This window comes from Cryobacterium sp. Y57, assembly GCF_002929505.1.
Lineage (GTDB): Bacteria > Actinomycetota > Actinomycetes > Actinomycetales > Microbacteriaceae > Cryobacterium.
The window spans coordinates 1-17,859 of record NZ_PJJL01000050.1; the positions used below are offsets into that span (position 1 = coordinate 1).

The 17,859-nt window shown below is 59.9% G+C and carries 17 protein-coding genes and 2 pseudogenes; 7 read left to right on the forward strand and 12 right to left on the reverse strand.

Annotated elements, in window-relative coordinates; genetic code table 11:
- Both CXY72_RS02825 and CXY72_RS02830 read left to right on the forward strand, forming a co-directional pair.
- The coding region (locus CXY72_RS02825; RefSeq protein ID WP_146071028.1) for a recombinase family protein at nucleotides 1-295 on the forward strand (295 nt) is incomplete at its 5' end.
- Between the two features lie 629 nt (nucleotides 296-924).
- Nucleotides 925-1,293 (forward strand): DM13 domain-containing protein, encoded by a 369-nt coding sequence (locus tag CXY72_RS02830; RefSeq protein WP_104126205.1) that lies wholly within the window; start codon nucleotides 925-927, stop codon nucleotides 1,291-1,293.
- A 256-nt stretch (nucleotides 1,294-1,549) separates the two neighbouring features.
- Here CXY72_RS02830 and istB read toward each other — a convergent pair.
- From istB to CXY72_RS02865, 7 genes and pseudogenes are all read right to left on the reverse strand, one after another.
- A pseudogene (istB, locus tag CXY72_RS02835) lies at nucleotides 1,550-2,298 on the reverse strand (IS21-like element helper ATPase IstB).
- Entirely contained in the window at nucleotides 2,298-2,627 is a 330-nt protein-coding gene (locus tag CXY72_RS02840) for a hypothetical protein (protein WP_104126206.1), read from the reverse strand. Before CXY72_RS02840 ends, istB begins: the two are co-directional and overlap by 1 nt.
- Nucleotides 2,628-2,768: 141 nt before the next feature.
- Nucleotides 2,769-3,623, reverse strand: coding sequence for an alkaline phosphatase family protein (locus CXY72_RS02845; protein WP_104126207.1), 855 nt, complete (start codon nucleotides 3,621-3,623; stop codon nucleotides 2,769-2,771).
- Nucleotides 3,620-4,726 (reverse strand): ABC transporter ATP-binding protein, encoded by a 1,107-nt coding sequence (locus CXY72_RS02850; protein WP_104126208.1) that lies wholly within the window; start codon nucleotides 4,724-4,726, stop codon nucleotides 3,620-3,622. The genes CXY72_RS02845 and CXY72_RS02850 overlap by 4 nt, the downstream gene beginning before the upstream one ends.
- Nucleotides 4,723-5,544 (reverse strand): ABC transporter permease, encoded by an 822-nt coding sequence (locus CXY72_RS02855; RefSeq protein ID WP_104126209.1) that lies wholly within the window; start codon nucleotides 5,542-5,544, stop codon nucleotides 4,723-4,725. The genes CXY72_RS02850 and CXY72_RS02855 overlap by 4 nt, the downstream gene beginning before the upstream one ends.
- On the reverse strand, nucleotides 5,541-6,488 hold the full coding sequence (locus CXY72_RS02860; RefSeq protein WP_199183931.1) for an ABC transporter permease subunit: 948 nt from the start codon (nucleotides 6,486-6,488) through the stop codon (nucleotides 5,541-5,543). Before CXY72_RS02860 ends, CXY72_RS02855 begins: the two co-directional genes overlap by 4 nt.
- Nucleotides 6,472-7,638, reverse strand: coding sequence for an ABC transporter substrate-binding protein (locus CXY72_RS02865; RefSeq protein ID WP_104126210.1), 1,167 nt, complete (start codon nucleotides 7,636-7,638; stop codon nucleotides 6,472-6,474). Before CXY72_RS02865 ends, CXY72_RS02860 begins: the two co-directional genes overlap by 17 nt.
- A 162-nt stretch (nucleotides 7,639-7,800) precedes the next feature.
- On the opposite strand from CXY72_RS02865, the gene CXY72_RS02870 reads away from it, so the two are divergent.
- Nucleotides 7,801-8,544, forward strand: coding sequence for an HAD family phosphatase (locus CXY72_RS02870; RefSeq protein WP_104126211.1), 744 nt, complete (start codon nucleotides 7,801-7,803; stop codon nucleotides 8,542-8,544).
- Here CXY72_RS02870 and CXY72_RS02875 read toward each other — a convergent pair.
- On the reverse strand, nucleotides 8,468-9,379 hold the full coding sequence (locus tag CXY72_RS02875; protein WP_104126212.1) for a GntR family transcriptional regulator: 912 nt from the start codon (nucleotides 9,377-9,379) through the stop codon (nucleotides 8,468-8,470). The two genes, CXY72_RS02870 and CXY72_RS02875, sit on opposite strands and share 77 nt — an antisense overlap.
- 290 nt (nucleotides 9,380-9,669) lie before the next feature.
- Here CXY72_RS02875 and CXY72_RS02880 point away from each other — a divergent pair, with 290 nt between their 5' ends.
- From CXY72_RS02880 to CXY72_RS02895, 4 genes and pseudogenes are all read left to right on the forward strand, one after another.
- Nucleotides 9,670-10,239, forward strand: a complete 570-nt coding sequence (locus CXY72_RS02880; RefSeq protein ID WP_104126213.1) for a hypothetical protein — start codon at nucleotides 9,670-9,672, stop codon at nucleotides 10,237-10,239.
- A 50-nt stretch (nucleotides 10,240-10,289) separates the two neighbouring features.
- Nucleotides 10,290-10,919, forward strand: a pseudogene (locus CXY72_RS02885) (IS3 family transposase); the annotation flags it as partial.
- 237 nt (nucleotides 10,920-11,156) lie between these two features.
- Nucleotides 11,157-11,597, forward strand: a complete 441-nt coding sequence (locus CXY72_RS02890; RefSeq protein WP_104126214.1) for a hypothetical protein — start codon at nucleotides 11,157-11,159, stop codon at nucleotides 11,595-11,597.
- Nucleotides 11,598-11,779: 182 nt separating this feature from the next.
- Nucleotides 11,780-12,154 carry an integrase core domain-containing protein gene (locus CXY72_RS02895; protein WP_104126215.1) on the forward strand — a complete coding sequence of 125 codons (375 nt, stop codon included), beginning with the start codon at nucleotides 11,780-11,782 and terminating at the stop codon, nucleotides 12,152-12,154.
- A 94-nt stretch (nucleotides 12,155-12,248) separates the two neighbouring features.
- On the opposite strand, the gene CXY72_RS02900 is transcribed toward CXY72_RS02895, so the two are convergent.
- The 4 genes from CXY72_RS02900 to CXY72_RS02915 all read right to left on the reverse strand — a co-directional run bounded on the left by CXY72_RS02900 (nucleotide 12,249) and on the right by CXY72_RS02915 (nucleotide 17,836).
- Nucleotides 12,249-13,697, reverse strand: coding sequence for an amidase (locus tag CXY72_RS02900; protein WP_104126216.1), 1,449 nt, complete (start codon nucleotides 13,695-13,697; stop codon nucleotides 12,249-12,251).
- Between the two features lie 187 nt (nucleotides 13,698-13,884).
- Nucleotides 13,885-14,892, reverse strand: a complete 1,008-nt coding sequence (locus CXY72_RS02905) for an acetamidase/formamidase family protein (RefSeq protein ID WP_104126217.1) — start codon at nucleotides 14,890-14,892, stop codon at nucleotides 13,885-13,887.
- 44 nt (nucleotides 14,893-14,936) lie between these two features.
- Nucleotides 14,937-16,379: a cytosine permease gene (locus CXY72_RS02910; RefSeq protein WP_104126218.1), complete on the reverse strand. Its 1,443-nt coding sequence runs from the start codon at nucleotides 16,377-16,379 to the stop codon at nucleotides 14,937-14,939.
- A 29-nt stretch (nucleotides 16,380-16,408) separates the two neighbouring features.
- Nucleotides 16,409-17,836 (reverse strand): amidase, encoded by a 1,428-nt coding sequence (locus CXY72_RS02915; RefSeq protein ID WP_199183932.1) that lies wholly within the window; start codon nucleotides 17,834-17,836, stop codon nucleotides 16,409-16,411.
- Nucleotides 17,837-17,859: the final 23 nt, after the last annotated feature.

The window sequence follows — 17,859 nt, forward strand, 5'->3', positions numbered from 1 at the left end:
TTCCGTTCATGACCCCACCGACCCGGTCGGAAGGCTCCTCTTCAATGTGCTCGCGATGGTCGCTGAATTCGAAGCCGACCTGATCCGTGCACGCACCCGCGAAGGGATGCAGGTCGCCAAAGCGGCCGGTCGGCTCCGCGGCAAGCAACCCAAACTGTCCCCGGCCCAGGAGAAGCACCTGGTCGAGGTCCACCAGCGCGGCGAACACACCACCGCGCAGATCGCAGAACTCTTCAGCGTCGCCAGATCCACGGTCTACCGGGCAATCCAACGAGCCGGGGACACCGCCGCCTGAAGGTGCGTCGTGCAGAGGAGTGCAGACAAGCCAATGTTCACACTCGTCTGCACAACCCCGAAACGCCATGGCCGTTGTGCAGACGACTTTGAAAATGACAGATTGCCCTCGGCGCTCTTGATCCGAGCGGGTGTCCCGGTCACCGTTCCCCTAACGAGAGGGTGCAAAACGAGCTGTCTCGGCCTTGGACAGACCGCGCCGCTGTGGAGAATTGATGTGAAACGTGTGCTCCCTGCCCTGCCACTCGTTGCTCTCGTCCCATCCTCCGCGCCACATGATTGATATTCGCCGTTCAATGTCTCCTTGTGTCGACCAAAACGCAGCGGTCAACGGCGCGCTGGCCCTTTGCTCTATTCACGACGGCCAGCGGGGATCACCGCGTGGGTACAATACCGGTAGCCGAAGACTGATGCCGCAGCAACGATCAGCTGACTGTTAGGTTCGAGCGTATGCGCTTCGATATTCGTCAGATGTCAATATTTCCACTTGCTGGGGCGTTCGTGCTCTGCTCCAGTGGATGCATCAGCGCCCCACTCCCGAGCGTTGACTCTCTCGCTCCGTCGTCTGCGCCGTCCGCGCCGGTGCCTGTGGCGACGCCAGCTGAGGCACACCAAAACGACTCACCCCAAATGAGCGCGTTCGAGCAGCAACTCCCGCTCACCGGGCAATTCGTGACTCAATGGACTGAAACGGTTGGCTCTGTCGAGATCGCGCGTGACAGTGACGGCACGATCAAGGCGACTCTCACCGACTTCAGTACAGGAACCTCGCCGAATCTGAGGCTCTATCTCAATGAAGGCGACCTGGTCACCAATGCCGATGGAGCTTGGACGACCGATGCTGGTCTCAGTTATGAAATCGCCCCCGTCATGGCATCAGCCAGTCCGCAGGAAGTTGAGATTCCTGGCAGCAACTTCATGAACGAGATTAACAGCGTCACAATTGTTGATTGCACGAGTCCCGACTTCCTACATTTTGGCTCGGCGCCGCTGGGATAACCGCCGGAATAGGGGCCCTTGACGTACACCGCTGTGAAACTCGGTCACCGTGGATTTATCCGACGGGCGCAGAGAGCGTCGCGTGCCCTGTGACGGCCAGGACAAATGGAGAATGGTGTCTCGATACAGTTCAATTCCCGTATGAGGTTCCTCATCTGACACCATCGAGGCCGGCAACTTGTGTAACTCTGCCTGTCGACGACAATTGAAAATTGAGCCACTTTCGACGGTGAAAACTGAGCCCTTGTTGTGTGTTCTATTGTGCCGCGTTCTCGGCGCGGACTGAAGGTAAAGTTTCGATCCCGGTGTTGTGCAGTCGGTAGCTGGCGCCTTTGAGGGTGATGACGTCGGCGTGGTGGACTATGCGGTCGATCATGGCGGCAGCGACGATCTGATCGCCGAACACGTCGCCCCAGCGGGCGAAGGCCAAATTCGACGTCGAAATCAGTGAGGCGTGTTCGTAACGGGACGAGACGAGTTGGAAGNACCGACTTCGTCAACGATGATCAGCCCGTAACGGCGCAGTTTCACGAGTTCTTGCGGGAGCCGTCCGAGTTGGTGCGCGGTTTGGAGCCGGGCCACCCATTCGACGGCGGTTGCGAACAGCACCCGGTGGCCGGCGTGGGCGGCTTTGAGGCCGAGACCGATCGCAAGATGCGTTTTTCCGGTGCCGGGAGGGCCGAGCAACACGACGTTTTGCGCTTCAGCCAGGAACGATCCTGTCGCCAGGTGGGCGATGGTGTCGCGGCGCAACGCGGGCTGGTGGTCGAAGTTGAAGTCTTCTAAAGATTTCCGAGCCGGGAACCCGGCAGCTCGGATACGGATCTCAGCCCCGGACGCTTCTCGCGCAGACACTTCCCGGGAGAGGACCGCGGCGAGGTGTTCCTCGTGAGTCCAGACGGCCTGCCGGGCTTGCTCGGCCAGCCGGGTGGCGGCGTCGCGAATGCGCGGCGCTTTGAGCGCTCGAGCGAGATACTCGATCTCACTGCTGGTCGAGTCGCCCATCACACGGCCTCCTCATCCACGCCGAGGGCATCAAAATCGACGCCGAACGCGGTGTCGTAATCGGCCAGATCCCGCAGCAAGTCCGCATCCGCCGGCGCAGCCGGATGTTGAAATGCCCGGCGCAACCGACCGGCCTGAACCACATGGGCGGGATCGGTGATGGTCTGCGCGGTCGACCACACCCGCTCATGACAGGCCACCACACGCTCCTCCAACCGCAGCGTCACCTGGGCCAGATCTGCGGACACGTCGACCAGCCGGCCGATCGCGGTCGGGTCCACCGAGTAATCATTGCTGGCCACACGCACGTAGTAGTCCCGCGGCGCCAACTTCGAGATTCTGGGGTCCCGCAGACCTCGGAAAGCTCTTCGGTCGCGAGTGACCCGCGCGTACCGGCCGAGACTCCCCGGGCCGACAGCCCCGGCACTAGCATCCCTGCATATATACGCACGGGTACTCGCTCGGGTCGGCTATGCGAGGTGCTCGAGAAGGTACGCGGCGATCTGCTCGGGTCGCATCGACTCGGACAGGGAGACGCCCTCGGCTGACCAGGCCTCCGCCGGTTGCGGCTCAGTGCCCGGGTCGCCGCCAACCGAACGCGCGACAGCGAAGAACGAGCTGCGCACCACGTCTTCACCGCCGCCGTGGCCGCCTTCATCGAGGTGTCCGTGGTCGGTTGTGATGCCGACCAGCCAGTCTTCGTCTTCGCGCGCGGCACGTGAGGCGATGGCGTGCAACAGGGTGCCGAGGTGCTCGTCGACTCGGGTCACGGCCATGAGGTATTCCGCCGAAGCCCCACCGTAAACGTGCCCGGCCTCATCGACTTCGCCGAGGTACACGAAACTCGCATCCGGGCCGCCCTGGCTCAAGTACAACTGCGAGATGTCGGCCACCTCGGAGTCGGCGCGCCGATAGCCGTACAGTTCGCCGTCGCGCACGATGACCTTGTGGACCCCGGCGTTCTGCTGGTCAAGGCGGGGGCTGATCACCGGGCCGGGGCCGGCCGGGTCGGCCAGCGGGGGCCAGCCGCTCGCCACGTAACTGGTCACCGACTGGTCGGCGAAATACGCGCGGCTGAGCAGGTCGGCATTGGCCCGAAGCGTGTGGCCGTGGAAGGTGTTGTCGAACACGTTGTGCTCGGCGTGGGTAGCCCCGGTGAGAATCGACGACCAGCCGGGCCCCGAAATGGTGGGCACCTCCATGGTCATCGCGGCTAGATGACCGCGTTCGATGAACGCGCTGAGGTTCGGCGCCGACCCGGAGCGCAAAGCCCGGTCGATGATGAGGCCGTCGATGCCGATCAGGCAGAACTTGCGGCGGCTCATGCTGCAACCCGTGCAGTCTGGTTGACCGCGGCTGTGTCGATCAGGGCATCTTCGGCGTGCACGGTGAGGCGCACCCGATGCCCGCGCTCGAACAGCTGGGCCTCACGCGACGGCAGGTCGACCCGAATCGGGTTGGGCAGTTCGGGAAATATCACAGTCAGGCTCGAGATAGCACCGCGTAGCGTGAGCGCGGTCACGACGCCGGTGTCGATCGTGGTCGCGCCGGCTGGCCGGTCGCTTTCCGGGCGGATGCTGATGTGCTCGGGTCGCACAAGAAGTTCCACGAGGTCGCCGGTGCTGTATCCGGCCGTGGCCAGGTCAAGTTGCTGGGTGAGCGCCGACACCTGGCCGGCTCCCGTGACTCGGCCTGGAATGCGATTGACCACCCCGATGAATGACGACACGAAGGCGGTCGTGGGTTGGCGATACACCTCGTGAGGAGTGCCGACCTGCTCGATTCGACCGGCGCGCATCACGGCCACTCGGTCGGCCATGCTCAGCGCCTCCTCTTGGTCGTGCGTGACAAGCACGGTCGTGGTGCCCATTTCATATTGAATACGTCGAATCTCTTCCCGAAGCTGCACCCGCACCTGCGCGTCCAGCGCCGACAGCGGCTCATCGAGCAGTAGCACGCGTGGTTCGATGGCGATTGCCCGGGCCAGCGCCACCCGCTGTTGCTGGCCGCCGGAGAGTTGCTGGGGATACTTTGCCCCGTGGTCGACTAGGCCGACTAGTGCGAGCAGTTCGGCCGCCCGGGTTGTCCGGCGGGAGCGGCTGGCTCCTCGCACCCGTAGCCCGTATGCCACGTTTTCGGTCGCCGTCTGGTGCGGAAATAGCGAGTAGGCCTGAAAGACGATGCCGATGCCGCGCTTGTCAATGCGCCGGTGAGTCACGTCACTGCCGTCGATGTGTACGGTTCCACCGTCGGGGCGTTCCAGCCCGGCTATCACCCGCAGCGCGGTGGTCTTGCCGCATCCCGACGGGCCAAGCACGGCGAGCAGTTCGCCGCCCCGAATCGAGAGGTCGACGTCATTCAACACGCTCTGGCGCGCGTAGCTCTTGCTGATGGAACGAAGGGTGACGTCTGCACTGGTGCCGGTCATGAGGCAGTCCTTAGGTCAGGGGAACGCGGGAGGGAAGTGCGGTGCTTTGAGAGCCCGCGGCCGGTGAGTGCCGACAGCACCAGCCAGGTGCCCACAATGGTGATTAGCGAGAGACCGGCCGCCGCCCGCGGGCGGTCCTGCCCGATCTGCACCAAGAACACCGGGAACGTCGAGTGCAGCAGCAGAGTGGCAAGTACGTATTCACCCAGCACCATGGTGAACGACAGCAGCGCCGCGGTCAGCAGCGCCGCCCGCAGGTTTGGCAGGATGATGCTGAAAAACGTGCGCACTGGTCCCGACCCGAGACTCGCACTCGCCATGCACAGGGTGCGCAGGTCAATGGCCCGAAGCCCCGCATCGAGCGCGCGGTACACGAGCGGCAGCGTGAGAATCACATAGAAAGGCACCAGACTGTAGACGCTCGTGAGAAAGCCGGGCGTGGTGACACGAAATGCGAGGTTGGCGCCGTTGACGAGTGCGACTGCGGGGACGACGAATGGAATCACCGACAGTGCCTCCGCGAGCGGCAGCCAGCGCCGCGCGCGCAGGTGCAGCCAGACGAGCGTGGGAATGAGCAGCGCAAACGATGCCACGATGGTGAGCAAGGCGAGCGTCAGGCTCTGCAGCACCTGCGGGGCAAACCCCGAGTCCGCCACGGCATCCCGGATCGGTTCGAGTGATAAGCCCTGCTCCGGCAGCGTGAATCCGAACGAAGCGGATGCCACGAGCGGCACCGCAAATAGGAGCCCGGCCGTGACGAGAACGATCCCCTGCACAATGCTGCGAGAGCCTGTGCCGATGCGGCTCGTGCCGCTCACTGCAACCACCGCGTGGTGCGCCGTACGAGCAGGTGGCGCAGCACCATGGCAAGCGTGATCACGAGCATCATTCCGGTCGCTAGGGCGGCGCCGAAACTCTGATCGGTGAGCACGTTGCCCGAGATGAAGAAGCCGATCAAAATCGGCACCAGGTTAGCGCCGCCGCCGCTCAAGGCATACGCGGTCGCGTAGGCGCTGAACGAGTTCGCGAAGAGCAGCAGCACTGCGCCTCCAATGGCGGGGGAAAGAATGGGCAGCAGAATGTCGGTTAGGTAGCGCCAACGGCCAGCCCCGAGGCTCAGTGCGGATTCGCCCCATTCCCGGCGGATGCCCATGATGGCCGGCAGCACGAGAATCGCCATCAACGGCACCTGAAAGTAGAGGTAGACCACAACGAGTCCCCAGAACGATGACACCGCGAAGATCTCGGTGAGGTCCCACCCGGTCGCGTCGAAGACGGCGATCGTGATCAGGCCCTGCGAGCCGATGGTCGCGATGAACGCAAACGCCAACGGAATGCCACCGAGCTGTGACGCAACGACCGAGTACGAGAGCATGATCGAGCGCAGCCAGCGCGGGTGCTGCAGCGTGGCCAGGGCCCAGGCCACGAGCAGTCCGAGCGCGCCGCCGAGAACAGCGGTGACGGCGGAGAGCGCCATAGTGTTCAGGAACGCGGAGAGATACTGTTGCTCACCGAGTTTGACCATGGACTTGAGCGACCAGGCGCCGGAGTTGTCATGCAGGCTGGTCCACACGTTGGCCACGATCGGCAGTAGCAAAAACACGCCTATGAAGGCGAAGTAGGGAAGCAGGCCCAGGGCGTTGCGACCTGGAAGTCGCGCCAGCAGCAGCTGCCGGCCAGCGGATCCCACACTCACCGGCTGCGACACCGCCTCAGCGGCCCGGGCTCGCCCCCGCACAAGCAGGTCACTGGCCTGCGACACGAGCACCCCACTGGTCAACGATCAGCTCAGTCGCCGCAGCAGCCTGGTCAAGCGTGGGAAATTTGATCTGTGCAAGGATGTCGGCCGAAGGAAGGGCGTCGCGGGCTTCCTGGGGAAGGGTGCCGGCGGCATCCATCGCGGCGTACCGGGCGGGCACGGCACCGCTCTTGGCGTAGCTGATCGCGCCCTCGTCGCTGAGCAGCCACTCCACCCACAGGCGGGCAGCGTTCGGCTGCGGGCTGTCGTTGGTGATTGGCTGGGCGTAATAGTTGCCGAACACGCCGTCGCCGGGTACCAGAACCTGCAGGTCTACCGCCGACTGCGTCATCTCGGCTTCGAGGCCGCTGTAGTTATAGTTCCAGTCGAAGGTCACGGCCGCTTCGCCGGTCGAGAGTGCGGCAGCGTTCGAGACCGAGTTGACGAGGTATCCGCCAGCCGCGAGATCAGCGAAGTAGTCGATCCCGGGCTGGATGTTGTCGAGGCTGCCGCCGTTGGCTAGCGCCGCCGCGAAGACCGTGGCAAGTGAGGAGGCGCCATCGCGCGGGTCGCTGATGGTGATCTTGCCCTTGTACTGCGGGTCCTTGAGGTCGGCGAACGAGGCGGGCACGTCGACCTCGTCGGCATTGACGCCGATGCTGAGCACGCCGTAGTACGCGCCGACCCAGTAGCCCTCGGGGTCTTTGAGACCGTCGGGTACCTCGGCGATCTGGGTGGGCACGTAGATGTCGAGCAGGTCCTGGTCGATAGCCGGCTGCGTGAATGAGTAGCCGATGTCGAGGACGTCGGGTTGGGTGGACTGGCCCTTGAGGTTCTTCACGGCGGAGAGTTCCTCGCCGCTGGACGCGTTCGGGCTGGCCACCTCGACCTTCACGCCGTACTTAGCTTCAAAACCCGCGAAAGACTCGCCGTAGTTTGCCCAGGTCTCCGGGTAGGCGATGAGCTGCACCATCCCCTCCGCCTGAGCGAGCACGATGATCTCGTCGAGGGTCCCCCCGATTTCGCGGGCCTCGGCGGCCGGCGCGGAGCAGCTAGCCAGCAGCGGAAGGGTGACGGCGAGGCCGATGGCCGCCGCTACCGAGCGGATGCCAGCACGGCGTCGCGCAGACGAAGATGCAGACGGCCGAGACAAACGAGAGAAAAGGGCAGGCATAGTCGCGCTCCAGAAGAAGTGGTGGGTGGGATATTTCCAGCGTTGAGCACCGAGGTGTCTGGCAAATGAACTGTGCGTGTCCGTCCGTTGAATTTGGTCTAGACCGTTTTTTGAGTACTTCATAGTGGATACTTTGCGCACCCAATACAAAGGACGACCGAGATGGCAGAACAGCGGGGGACACCGACAGCCGGCTGGAGCATGGCCGAGATGCAGGGTGTACTGCTCGATTTCAATGGCACCCTGTCTGACGATGAAGACCTGTTGAGTGACTTGATCTGCGAGCTGGCGCGCGACGAGCTGGGCGTGCAGCTGAGCGCCGACAGGTACACCGCCGTGTGCGCGGGCCTCAGCGATCGCGCAATCGTGACGCTGCTTGCCGCTGAGAGCACGCGGCCCCATGCATCCGTCGATATGTTGCTGACCGAGTTGACCGAACGATATCAGCGGGAGGCTGCTCGGGTTCAGCTGATCTCGCAACCTGCCCGGGACTTTGTGCGACAGGCCGCTGGGCTCGGCCTGGCCCTGGCCGTGGTCACCGGAGCGGGCCGGCAGAGCGTCCTGCCCGCCTTGCGGAACGCCGGCCTGCACGAACTGCTGGGCACAGTTGTCGCGGAAGAGGATGTGGCCGTGGGCAAACCGCACCCCGAGGGCTTTCTGCGCGGGGCGGAGTTGCTCGGGCTCAGCGATCCCATGCGGATCGTGGTGCTGGAGGATTCACTTCCTGGGATTGCGGCGGCGCGGGCGGCTGGCATGCGAGTGCTCGCGATCGCGGGGACGCACTCTGCGAGCGAGCTGGCATCGCACTGCGACGGGGTGCTGGAGTCGCTCAGCCCGCCAGCGTTGATCCGGCGCTTCGGTTCGGCGGTGGAGAATGTGGTGGGCTGGTCTGCGACGGCTCGCTGAGGGAATCCGTTGCCGAACTGACGCGGCCCGAGACGGTTACGCGCAGCGTGTCGGAGCGGAACAGGTCGCGGGAGAACTCCACCGGCGTGCCGTTGCCCGCGATCGATGTGCGGGCGATGCTAAGAATCGGGCTGCCTGGGGCGGCATCGAGCACGGCGGCATCCGCCGGGTCGATGATGATCGCGGTTAGTTCCTGTGTGGCGGAGACCGGCCCGAGTGCGTAGTGCCGGCGCATGATCGAATACATCGACCCCGTGAGGTCGAGGTCGAGCAGGTCAGCAAATAGGGCAGTGGGAAAGAACGAGCGTTCGAGTACTACGGCCACATCGTCGGCGAACCGCACTCGTATCACGTCGAAAACGGTGTCGTCGGGGCCGAGCCGCAGCGCCGCGCGGGTGGCGTCGTCGGGAACCTGCACGGTGGCCGAAATGAGCCGGGAGGATGCCGTCATGGCCGACTGCAACAGTTGGGTGCGCAGGCCGACCAGGTTAGAAATGTCCACGTCGGAGCGGTGATTGGCGATCACGGCGCCGCCGTGGCGGCCGCGGGTGCGGGTGAGCCATCCAGCGGTCTGCAGGCCTTCAAGGGCCTGTCGCAGGGTCATTCGGCTCACGGCGAGGGCTTCGGCAAGCTGGCGTTCCGGCGGTAGCTTGTCGCCAGCGGTCAGGTTGCCTGAGGTGACCAGGCTGCACACCCACTCGGCGATCTGCAGGTGCACGGGTGACGCGGGGTGCCAGCGCGCCCGTCGCTCGCGAGCGAGGGAGAGGACGCATGCCAGCGGTACCGTGGGGGTCGAGGGGGCGGGGTCAGTCTCGCCGAAGTTCAGTGTGCTCATGACTCGGATGTCCTCTGGGTCAGCGTGGCAACGGTGTGCCCGAGCTTAGCCTCAGCCCACCGGTCGGTTGCTGACGAAACCGTGATTTCTTCTTATCCCGGTTCTGGTGATTGCGGCGTGATTGACGATTAGTCCCGCCCGTTGACTGTTTCGATTGCAGTCAATACGCAGCCTCGTTCGTCTCTTGCCGCAGGCTTTCCTCCGTGCTAGCGGAGAGTTTTTTTGACGTCGAGGGTAGGGATTTCGAGGCGGTTGACAACCTCATCGCGGGGCGTTGAGTGCGAGCATGGATGCAACGACGCATCGAAACAGCACCCGCCGACCAGGCGCCGGTGTCAGCGGCCGACCGTCCTGCAGTACCGGCGTGGATTGCCGATCGGCGGGTGCTCGATGCTGCCGGCACCGACCCCGCATGGCGGGACCACCTCGCGGAGCGGTACGAGTACTTGGCCGTCCGCCTCGAGGAACGCGGCACAGCGATCGCCACCGAACAGCCCGACTGGGCACAGCAGCTTGGCGATGTCCCGGCCGAGAGCACCCTTCGCCAGGAGTGGGTGCGCCTCGCTGACGAAGTCGACGTGTTCCGCGATCGGTACAAGGTCGACCCGGCCCAAACACAGGCTATCCCTGAGGCGTACCGTGAGCGCGGTGTTGGTGCGGAGCTTGCGGCCCGCGTGGCGGCACTGCAGGAGACGGCTTGGGCTCAGAGCGCCCGGCTGAACACCTCCGAGGCTGGGCGGCAGAAGCCACCCACCGCGCTCAAGGCGATGCGCGCCGCGAACCGGGCCACGGACGACCGGCAGCGTGAAGTGCAGCGCGCGGCTGGTCTCATGATGGATTTTGAGCTCAGGACTCCGTAAACTTGTGTGTGCGCTTTCAGAAAATCGACGGTGACTGGCTTGCTAGAAAGGGACTGCCCCGGGTTTGGCGGCTGTGTTCCCAGCAGCGGCTCTGGAGTGTGTTCGCGAAGAAACGCGGCCTGACGCGGAAGGCCGGGCCGCCGGTGCACGATGACCTCGTTAAACGGAAGTTCACCGCGACCCGTCCGAACCAGCTCTGGCTGACCGACATCACCGAGCACCGCACCGACGAGGGCAAGATCTACCTCTGCGCCATCAAGGACGTCTACTCGAACAAGATCGTCGGCTACTCCATCGACTCACGAATGAAAGCGTCGCTGGCCGTCGCCGCCGCCCGCAACGCGATCGGGCAGCGGACCATCGAGGGGACGATCCTGCACTCCGACCGCGGGTCGCAATTCCGGTCTAACGCCTTCGTCCGGGTGCTAAAGAACAACAGCATCACTGGATCGATGGGCCGGGTCGGCGCGCGTGGCGACAACGCCGCGATGGAGTCGTTCTTCGCGTTGCTGCAGAAGAACGTCCTCGACCGGCAACGCTGGGCCACCCGGGACGAACTCCGCCTGGCGATGGTCGTGTGGATCGAACGGACCTACCACCGCCGGCGACGACAACGCCGCCTTGGTAAGCTCACCCCGATCGAGTTTGAGACAATGATTATGGCCCTCACGACCGCCTGAAACCACTAACCCTATGAGTCAACTGAACCCGGGGCAGTCCCGAATGATCGGAAGCTGCGCTCCAACCAGGGCAAGGACTTTGTCGCGAACGGAGACCTCTGGACGATCCTGGGCGACGAGGGCGGAGACCTGAAGGTGAAGAGCCTTCGGCACGGGGGAGTGCTGACCCTGCCGGTCGAATACGTGGCCACATACGTGGAGCTTGGGTAGGCGGCGACGATCAATCGAGTGCAGGGCATGACCGTGGACACGTCCCACATTCTTGTGGACCCGCAGTCGACGTCACGGGAGCAGCTCTACGTGGCGGCGACCCGCGGGCGTGAGTCCAACCGGATGTATGCGGTCGTTGAAGAGACTCTTGAGGCGGATGCGCACGCTCCCGATCACCTGCGCACCTCGATCATCGATGCGCTCACCGCGGTGCTCGCGCGCGAGGGCGTTGAGCGGTCTGCGACCGAGGAGATCCAGCGCGAGCAGGATGCCGCGGCGAGCGTCTCGACATTGCTGCCGACCTACGAGGATGCTGTAGCACGGGTCTACGACCCGGACCAAATCGGGCGGATGGAAGCAATCGTGACGGATGTGCTCGACGCTGGCATCGCCGATCGGGTCGTCAACGACGAGGCGTGGACACATCTTGCGAGTCGGCTCAGTACAGCTAGCCGCTGCCTCGGTTGAAGCCCAGCTCAGCCGAGGCACCACTCACGTCAGCAAGCCGCTCCAGCAAAGCCAGAAAAGTCGGTCGAAGACTCATCAAGCAGGTTTGACCTGGTCCTGCAAACTCCCAAAATCTCTGTACTGCAACGATTGCTAGAACCCAAGGCATTCTCGGCCCTATTTTCAGTCGGCTCTAACACGGCGTGACCAAATCGCACTCCCGCCCGCATACGAGCAACGACAATCCATTTTCGGAGTCGCATTTCAAGATTCTGAAGTACATTTCCGAGTTTCACGACCGGTTCTACAGCCTCGCTGAGGCACGCTCATGCTGCACCGAATTCTACGACTGGTATAACGGTGAACATCGTCATTCGGGCATCGGGATGCATACGCCGTTCAACGTTCACTACGGCCGCGCACCCTTCGTCCAGTATGCCCGTGCGCGCGTCCTCACGACGGCATACGCCGATCACCCCGAACGCTTGGTTCGGCAGCACCCGCAGCCGCCAACGTTCCCGACGACGACCTGGATCAACGAACCCGAGAAGGCGAAAACGAACTCTATGACCGGCTAAGGGAACTGACCCATAAAAGTTGACATCTTCTTCCGGGGGGACATGATCAAGACTGCCCTCAATAGGACCACTTCGAACACTTTGCGATCCATTCCTAATCCCTTGTCAAGGTTGGGTGGCGCTTGTGCCATGTTGTTTTTGCTTGGAACGCTGCAGCCAGCCGTATAAGCGTTGCCTCGTCGAAATCCGACCCGACAAACTGGACCGAAACTGGTAGTCCATCATCGCTGTAACCGGCCGGAACAGTCACAGTCGGCAGCTGCGACATTGTAAAAGGCACGGTATACCGATGTACCTGGGTCACGGTTTGTTCGTCCATACGTACCATGTCCACTGCTGGAGGTGCAGGGAAAGGCAATCCCGGAATGAGTAGGGCGTCAATATCATTAAGAACTGTTTGAGCGCTTCCCCGGAAGTGTGCGCGACGGAGCAGCAGCTCCTGATATTCGGTTCCGCTAAGTTTTCGACCCCTCTCGATAAGCGCAGCAAGAGCGGGGCCGTAAGACCCTTTATTTGCGGCGTACCAGTTCCGATGTGCCACAGCGGTTTGCACTCCACACACGTCGAACCAGTCTTCAACGATCTGCCGTGAATCCGGGAACGAGACAGGTACGATTCGCGCTCCAAGGTGCGTCAGCACGTCGAGGGTGGAATCTAGTGCTCTGCTCACCTCAACCGACACGTCGTCGTATGCCCATCCGATATCGATCCCGATGCGGACACCATGCAGTCCGTGAGGTGAAACTGCGGCGTAATCGGGCACGGGGAGTAGGCTCGCCGTTGGATCGAGTAGGTCCCGCCCAGCGATCGCTGACAGCATGATCGCTCCATCGATTACGGACCTGGTTAGGGTTCCCACATGGTCGAGCGTCGCGGCCAACTCGAACACTCCTGCGCGGCTGACGCGACCCCAGGTTGGCTTGATACCTGTCACGCCATTGGCGGATGCGGGCATCCGGATTGAACCGCCAGTGTCTGAAGCAAGGGCTCCGAAGACTAGACCCGCCGCAGATGCGACACCGCTCCCACTCGACGAGACCCCCGTCCACTTAGAACGATCCCAAGGATTAAGAGGAGCCTCGAATGGGAACGTGTGCTCAGCGTAAATCCCTTCCGTGGTGTGCACCTTGCCGACGATTATGGCTCCAGCAGAACGGAGGCGCTCGACTACCGTTGCGGTGACCGTGGATACATCACCGATCTTGCTGGGCATTCCCATCGATGCTGGCCATCCAGCAATTTCGTAGATATCCTTGACAGCAAGCGGTACTCCGTGTAGCGGTCCCCGCCAGAAGCCCTCCGCGAGTTCCTTGTCTCGTTCTGCCGCAGCTGCGCGCGCACCGCTATCGTCGATAAACTTAAAGCTTTTCAGCTCGGGATCGAATTCTTCTATGCGTGTGAGTTGCGCTGCGAGGAGATCAGTAACCGAGATACTTCGGCGGGCTATGAGTTCTGCCACCTCCGATATCTCTGCATAATGGAGAGGATTTCCCTTGGCCAAGGTAGCGTCTTCTGGTTTGATGAATATTGATTTACTCTGCATAAAAGTTTCCTCTGTCTTTGTCGTGAACGTATGACTTTGAAAAATACTGCACAGGGGTTCTATTCGGCGTCTTGATCGAAAAGCTAAGGTGCCGGATACATCTTCATACTCCTAAGTCGCAAGGTCCCGCTTCCCCCCAATTCTCGAGAACGCGATTCCGGCCGTAATTGTCGAAATTAATCTCGCGCTACCAAGTCGTTTTCTTTAATTTCTCATGCATGCCTTTCATGGCCACGACATTCTTCAAGAACGCTTTAGGCATTTTGCAAACGACCGTGTAAGCCTTGTCACATGCATTCGCCACGGGGGTAAGTACTGTCTGGGTCACAAGTTGGTAGGCATCCATTGTAGAAATTTCCAGAAGTTCAGACATCCAACGAACCATTTCAACATGGGCAACCCGGAATGCATCTTCCATTGGCTTGGAGGACCCTGTTGTCATTAAATATTCATCGGTTTCGAGTCTCGGCCAAGGAGTTTGCATGTGCTTAATTAAATCGACCACTATCACTGAATCCATGGCGCACTCAACGGCAACGCCGCAGGTTTCTCCTTCGGACTGCCTGGCATGACCATCACCAAAAGAAAGAAGAGCTCCCTCAACGTTTACGCCTAGATAGCAGGTCGCCCCCACGCGCATCTCCGGTGTATCCATGTTCCCGCCCCAGCAACCTGGAGCTAGCGATGATCGGACTTCGCGCAGTGGTGGCGCCACTCCGACCGTTCCGTGCATGGGATCCATCGGAAGGTCCAGACCGAACTTGCTTTCCCGTGCTTCATACCGGACCAACCTATTTACTTTGTCTAACTCATAAATCCACGTCATTTCGGGTAGCGCTTCTTGCAGCATGGCCGTTTCCGGCGTGGAGGTTAGCCCGCCAAAAAAAGGTATCGACGCACTCACCCCCCACTTGTACCGTGGTTCAATTTGAATGAAATGAACAGCCAGGGTGTCACCGAGCTCTGCACCCTCAAGAAAGAAAGGGCCCGTCTGCGGGTTCAGGTAGCGGCTGTCACAGACTTGAGAGGGCAGCTTATCTATGGAATTTAAAACCCCCCCAAAAGCATCCAATGTTGTCGCTCTGATCACAGTCCCCGGTCTAATCGAGAGAACCGGCTCGACTCCTCCGAACGTATAAACCAGTTTCGACCGATCTGCATCCTCATCGGATTCGAACTCGATGAATTCACCCATTTCGTTTCTACCTCTCCTAAATATTAAAAAGTAAAACTCTAAACTTAGAAGGAGGCCGTAGGCGTGAGCAAGTCCGCCTCCTTAGCACGTTGCTCGCCTCTCTTGGAAAAGTAAAACCTACCCTTCGTTGCAACGGTCAGCACAACGTAGACGCTAGGACCGATAGCCATAGCAATAAACGATGCGTAGTAAACGGGATACATTCCGAAGACGCCGGCTGCACCGATCGCAACGGCGAGCCCCATTGCTACGAGTCCACATGGATTCCAATTTCTGATCACCCCGTCTCGGTATTCAATCACTTCGGATTTAGCCAATTTCAGTAGCTTCCTGCATATGAAGTAATCGGCCAACAAGATAAAGATCCAAGTGTTCGTCATGACGCCCGTCACGGCCAGGAAAGTATCCGTGTACTGGAGAACGTTCGCCGGGTATAGCAGTATGCCGACTATGAGAAGACCGACCATCCACCAGTTTCGTCGAATTTTACGTTTGGATATGACGTCCCAGGTGTTTGCGAATGCCAGAGAACCAGAATATAAATTCATGACATTGATGCGTATTTGTGTAATGATTGTAAAAATCACTCCTAACAAAAGCATAAACGTAGCAAAAACGAATCCCGGGTCAGTTGCTAGGAGTTCGTCTCCTTCAAGGTACGGAAGAATGGTAAATGCGATGAAAGCTCCGAGAAATAGGACGATCGCGATCATAAGCATTTCCGCGAACATGATACGGCCGGTGCCGATGTATCCTAGCGTCTTTTTTGTGAATCGACCGTAATCAGTGGCTAATAGTGCTTGAAATACAATTTGTCCATTACAGAGGCTAAATGCCTGCCACATGGCTTGAGAGCCCAGGTCGTTTGTGGCATCCCACTGGCCAGGGCCAACAAGAACATATCCATCTGCCAGCATTACCATTCCGATAATGAAGAGAATCAGGAATATGGGCAGCCCAAATTTCTGCAATATATTCATTGAGTGCATGCCGCGCCATGCGAACCATAATGCTATAGCACCGACGATGGCGAAGACGAAACTTGCACCCGGTGAGTTTATGCCAATGCCAAAGTATTGGCTGAGTGCATGAGAAACGATACTGCCTTCAAATATAAAGTAAAAAACATAGTTGATGCCGTAGACAACTGACGCAATTGCCGATCCCTTCGCACCGAACCCTAAACCACGCGTAAGAAGGACCATGCTTAAGCCTTGTTTGTTCGCTATGCGCATTATCAACGCGCCGAGAACGGTTGCAGTAGTTATCAAATATAGGATTGGAATCAACATTTGTGGCCAACCGACGAGGAATCCTAGTTGCCCCCCGAGGGTAAACCAGAACATGGCCGTGACGTTTCCCGTGAGAACCAGCAAAATTGCTAATGACGGCCATCTTTGGTTACCTGGAACTCTGCTGGTGGCGTAGCTTTCCATCTGGTCGTCGAGGCTTGTGGCTGGTCCTTTAAAATGTTTTGAGAATCCCATGCCTTATTCCTTTGCTGTTACGGTGAGTATCACCTGGATGTGGGTGTTCTTATGTGATAGGAACTGTTCTTTTGAAATGCATGAGCTACCTTGAAAAGGGTCGCCTCACCGAATGGTTTTCCGATTAATTGCATCCCGATGGGTAAAGTGTTGTGATCGAATCCGGACGGCACAGAGAGTGCGGGTAATCCGGTTAGGGAAGCGATCCCTGTATAACGCATTATCGCCTGAAGTGTAGCTTGTTCAACCCCGGTTTCGAGTTCGATCGTTTCGGTGCCTATCATGGGTGCAGTGAATGGGGTCGTCGGAAACACAAAGACGTCTATTGAATCGTTGAAGTGGTTTATAAATATATCTCTCAAAAGGCTGCGATAACGCTGCGCTTGTATGTAATGACTCGCAAGATAAAGCTCACCCTGCTCCAACATAAAGCGAACGTCGTCACCGTAATCCTCAGGTCTTTCACGCAACCACCTCTGGTGATACGCCGTTGATTCTGCGGTCTCAATTGTCATGAGGGCTGAAATATTATATTCGAGTTCGGGTATATCGATTTCCTGCACAATGGCACCTAGATCACATAGCTGCGCCAAGGCCTTTTTAGTAGCGGCGAGAACGGCTGGCTGAAGTTGAGTGAAAGCATAATCGGGAACCACACCGATTCTGAGTCCCTGCACGCCGTTGTTGAGAGTTCGTAGGTAGTCGGGAACAGCGACTGTGGCCGTCGTCGAGTCTCGACGATCATGGCCAGCGACTATTTGGAGGAGGAGGGCGTTATCTTCTGCGGAATGCGTCATTGGTCCGCAGGTGTCGAGACTCCATGCGAGTGGAATTATCCCATGGTTGCTGACACGACCGATTGTGGGTCGAATCCCCGTGATCCCTGTTGCGCTGCTAGGGAGGCGAACTGATCCGCCCGTGTCAGTACCGAAAGCACCAGGTATCAACCCTGCAGCGACAGCAGATGCTGATCCACCCGATGAGCCGAAAGGAGTTCTATTCGTGTCCCAGGGGTTTTTGACTTTTCCGTAGTGCGGATTTTCGGATGTTGCTCCCCAAGCGAACTCATGCATATTTGTGTTCGCGATGATATTCGCACCGGCACGCTTTAGACGGGATACGATTGTAGAGTCCTCCGAGGGAATATAGTCTGCGAGTATTTTGCTCCCCGCGGACGTCTTCCGCCCAGATAGAGAGATGTTGTCCTTAATCGCAATTGGGACACCGTGCAAGGGCCCTAGAGTGTAGCCGGCCTTGATCATTGATTCTGAAGCTGTCGCTACCGCGAGGGCTTGGTCCGGATGCGTAGAGATGAATGCCGATAGACCGGTTCGTGACCTTTCAATGCGGTCTAAAAATGCCTCCGTTATCTCGACTGGGGACAATTCTCGGCTTGAAATTTTTTTGGCGATTTCGAGAATGCCCATTAGGGCAAGATCGCCCTCCGCAATGGTCATTTCTCGTGGTCCATAAAGTCGGT

Bases quoted from the DNA above. Each gene is read 5' to 3' on its own strand.
- CXY72_RS02870 (WP_104126211.1), top strand. From the start codon at position 7,801: ATGGCAGAACAGCGGGGGACACCGACAGCCGGCTGGAGCATGGCCGAG.
- CXY72_RS02830 (WP_104126205.1), top strand. From the start codon at position 925: ATGAGCGCGTTCGAGCAGCAACTCCCGCTCACCGGGCAATTCGTGACT.
- CXY72_RS02875 (WP_104126212.1), bottom strand. From the start codon at position 9,379: ATGAGCACACTGAACTTCGGCGAGACTGACCCCGCCCCCTCGACCCCC.
- CXY72_RS02900 (WP_104126216.1), bottom strand. From the start codon at position 13,697: ATGCAGAGTAAATCAATATTCATCAAACCAGAAGACGCTACCTTGGCC.
- CXY72_RS02915 (WP_199183932.1), bottom strand. From the start codon at position 17,836: ATGACCATTGCGGAGGGCGATCTTGCCCTAATGGGCATTCTCGAAATC.
- CXY72_RS02845 (WP_104126207.1), bottom strand. From the start codon at position 3,623: ATGAGCCGCCGCAAGTTCTGCCTGATCGGCATCGACGGCCTCATCATC.
- CXY72_RS02850 (WP_104126208.1), bottom strand. From the start codon at position 4,726: ATGACCGGCACCAGTGCAGACGTCACCCTTCGTTCCATCAGCAAGAGC.
- CXY72_RS02890 (WP_104126214.1), top strand. From the start codon at position 11,157: ATGACCGTGGACACGTCCCACATTCTTGTGGACCCGCAGTCGACGTCA.
- CXY72_RS02865 (WP_104126210.1), bottom strand. From the start codon at position 7,638: ATGCCTGCCCTTTTCTCTCGTTTGTCTCGGCCGTCTGCATCTTCGTCT.
- CXY72_RS02905 (WP_104126217.1), bottom strand. From the start codon at position 14,892: ATGGGTGAATTCATCGAGTTCGAATCCGATGAGGATGCAGATCGGTCG.
- CXY72_RS02910 (WP_104126218.1), bottom strand. From the start codon at position 16,379: ATGGGATTCTCAAAACATTTTAAAGGACCAGCCACAAGCCTCGACGAC.
- CXY72_RS02880 (WP_104126213.1), top strand. From the start codon at position 9,670: ATGCAACGACGCATCGAAACAGCACCCGCCGACCAGGCGCCGGTGTCA.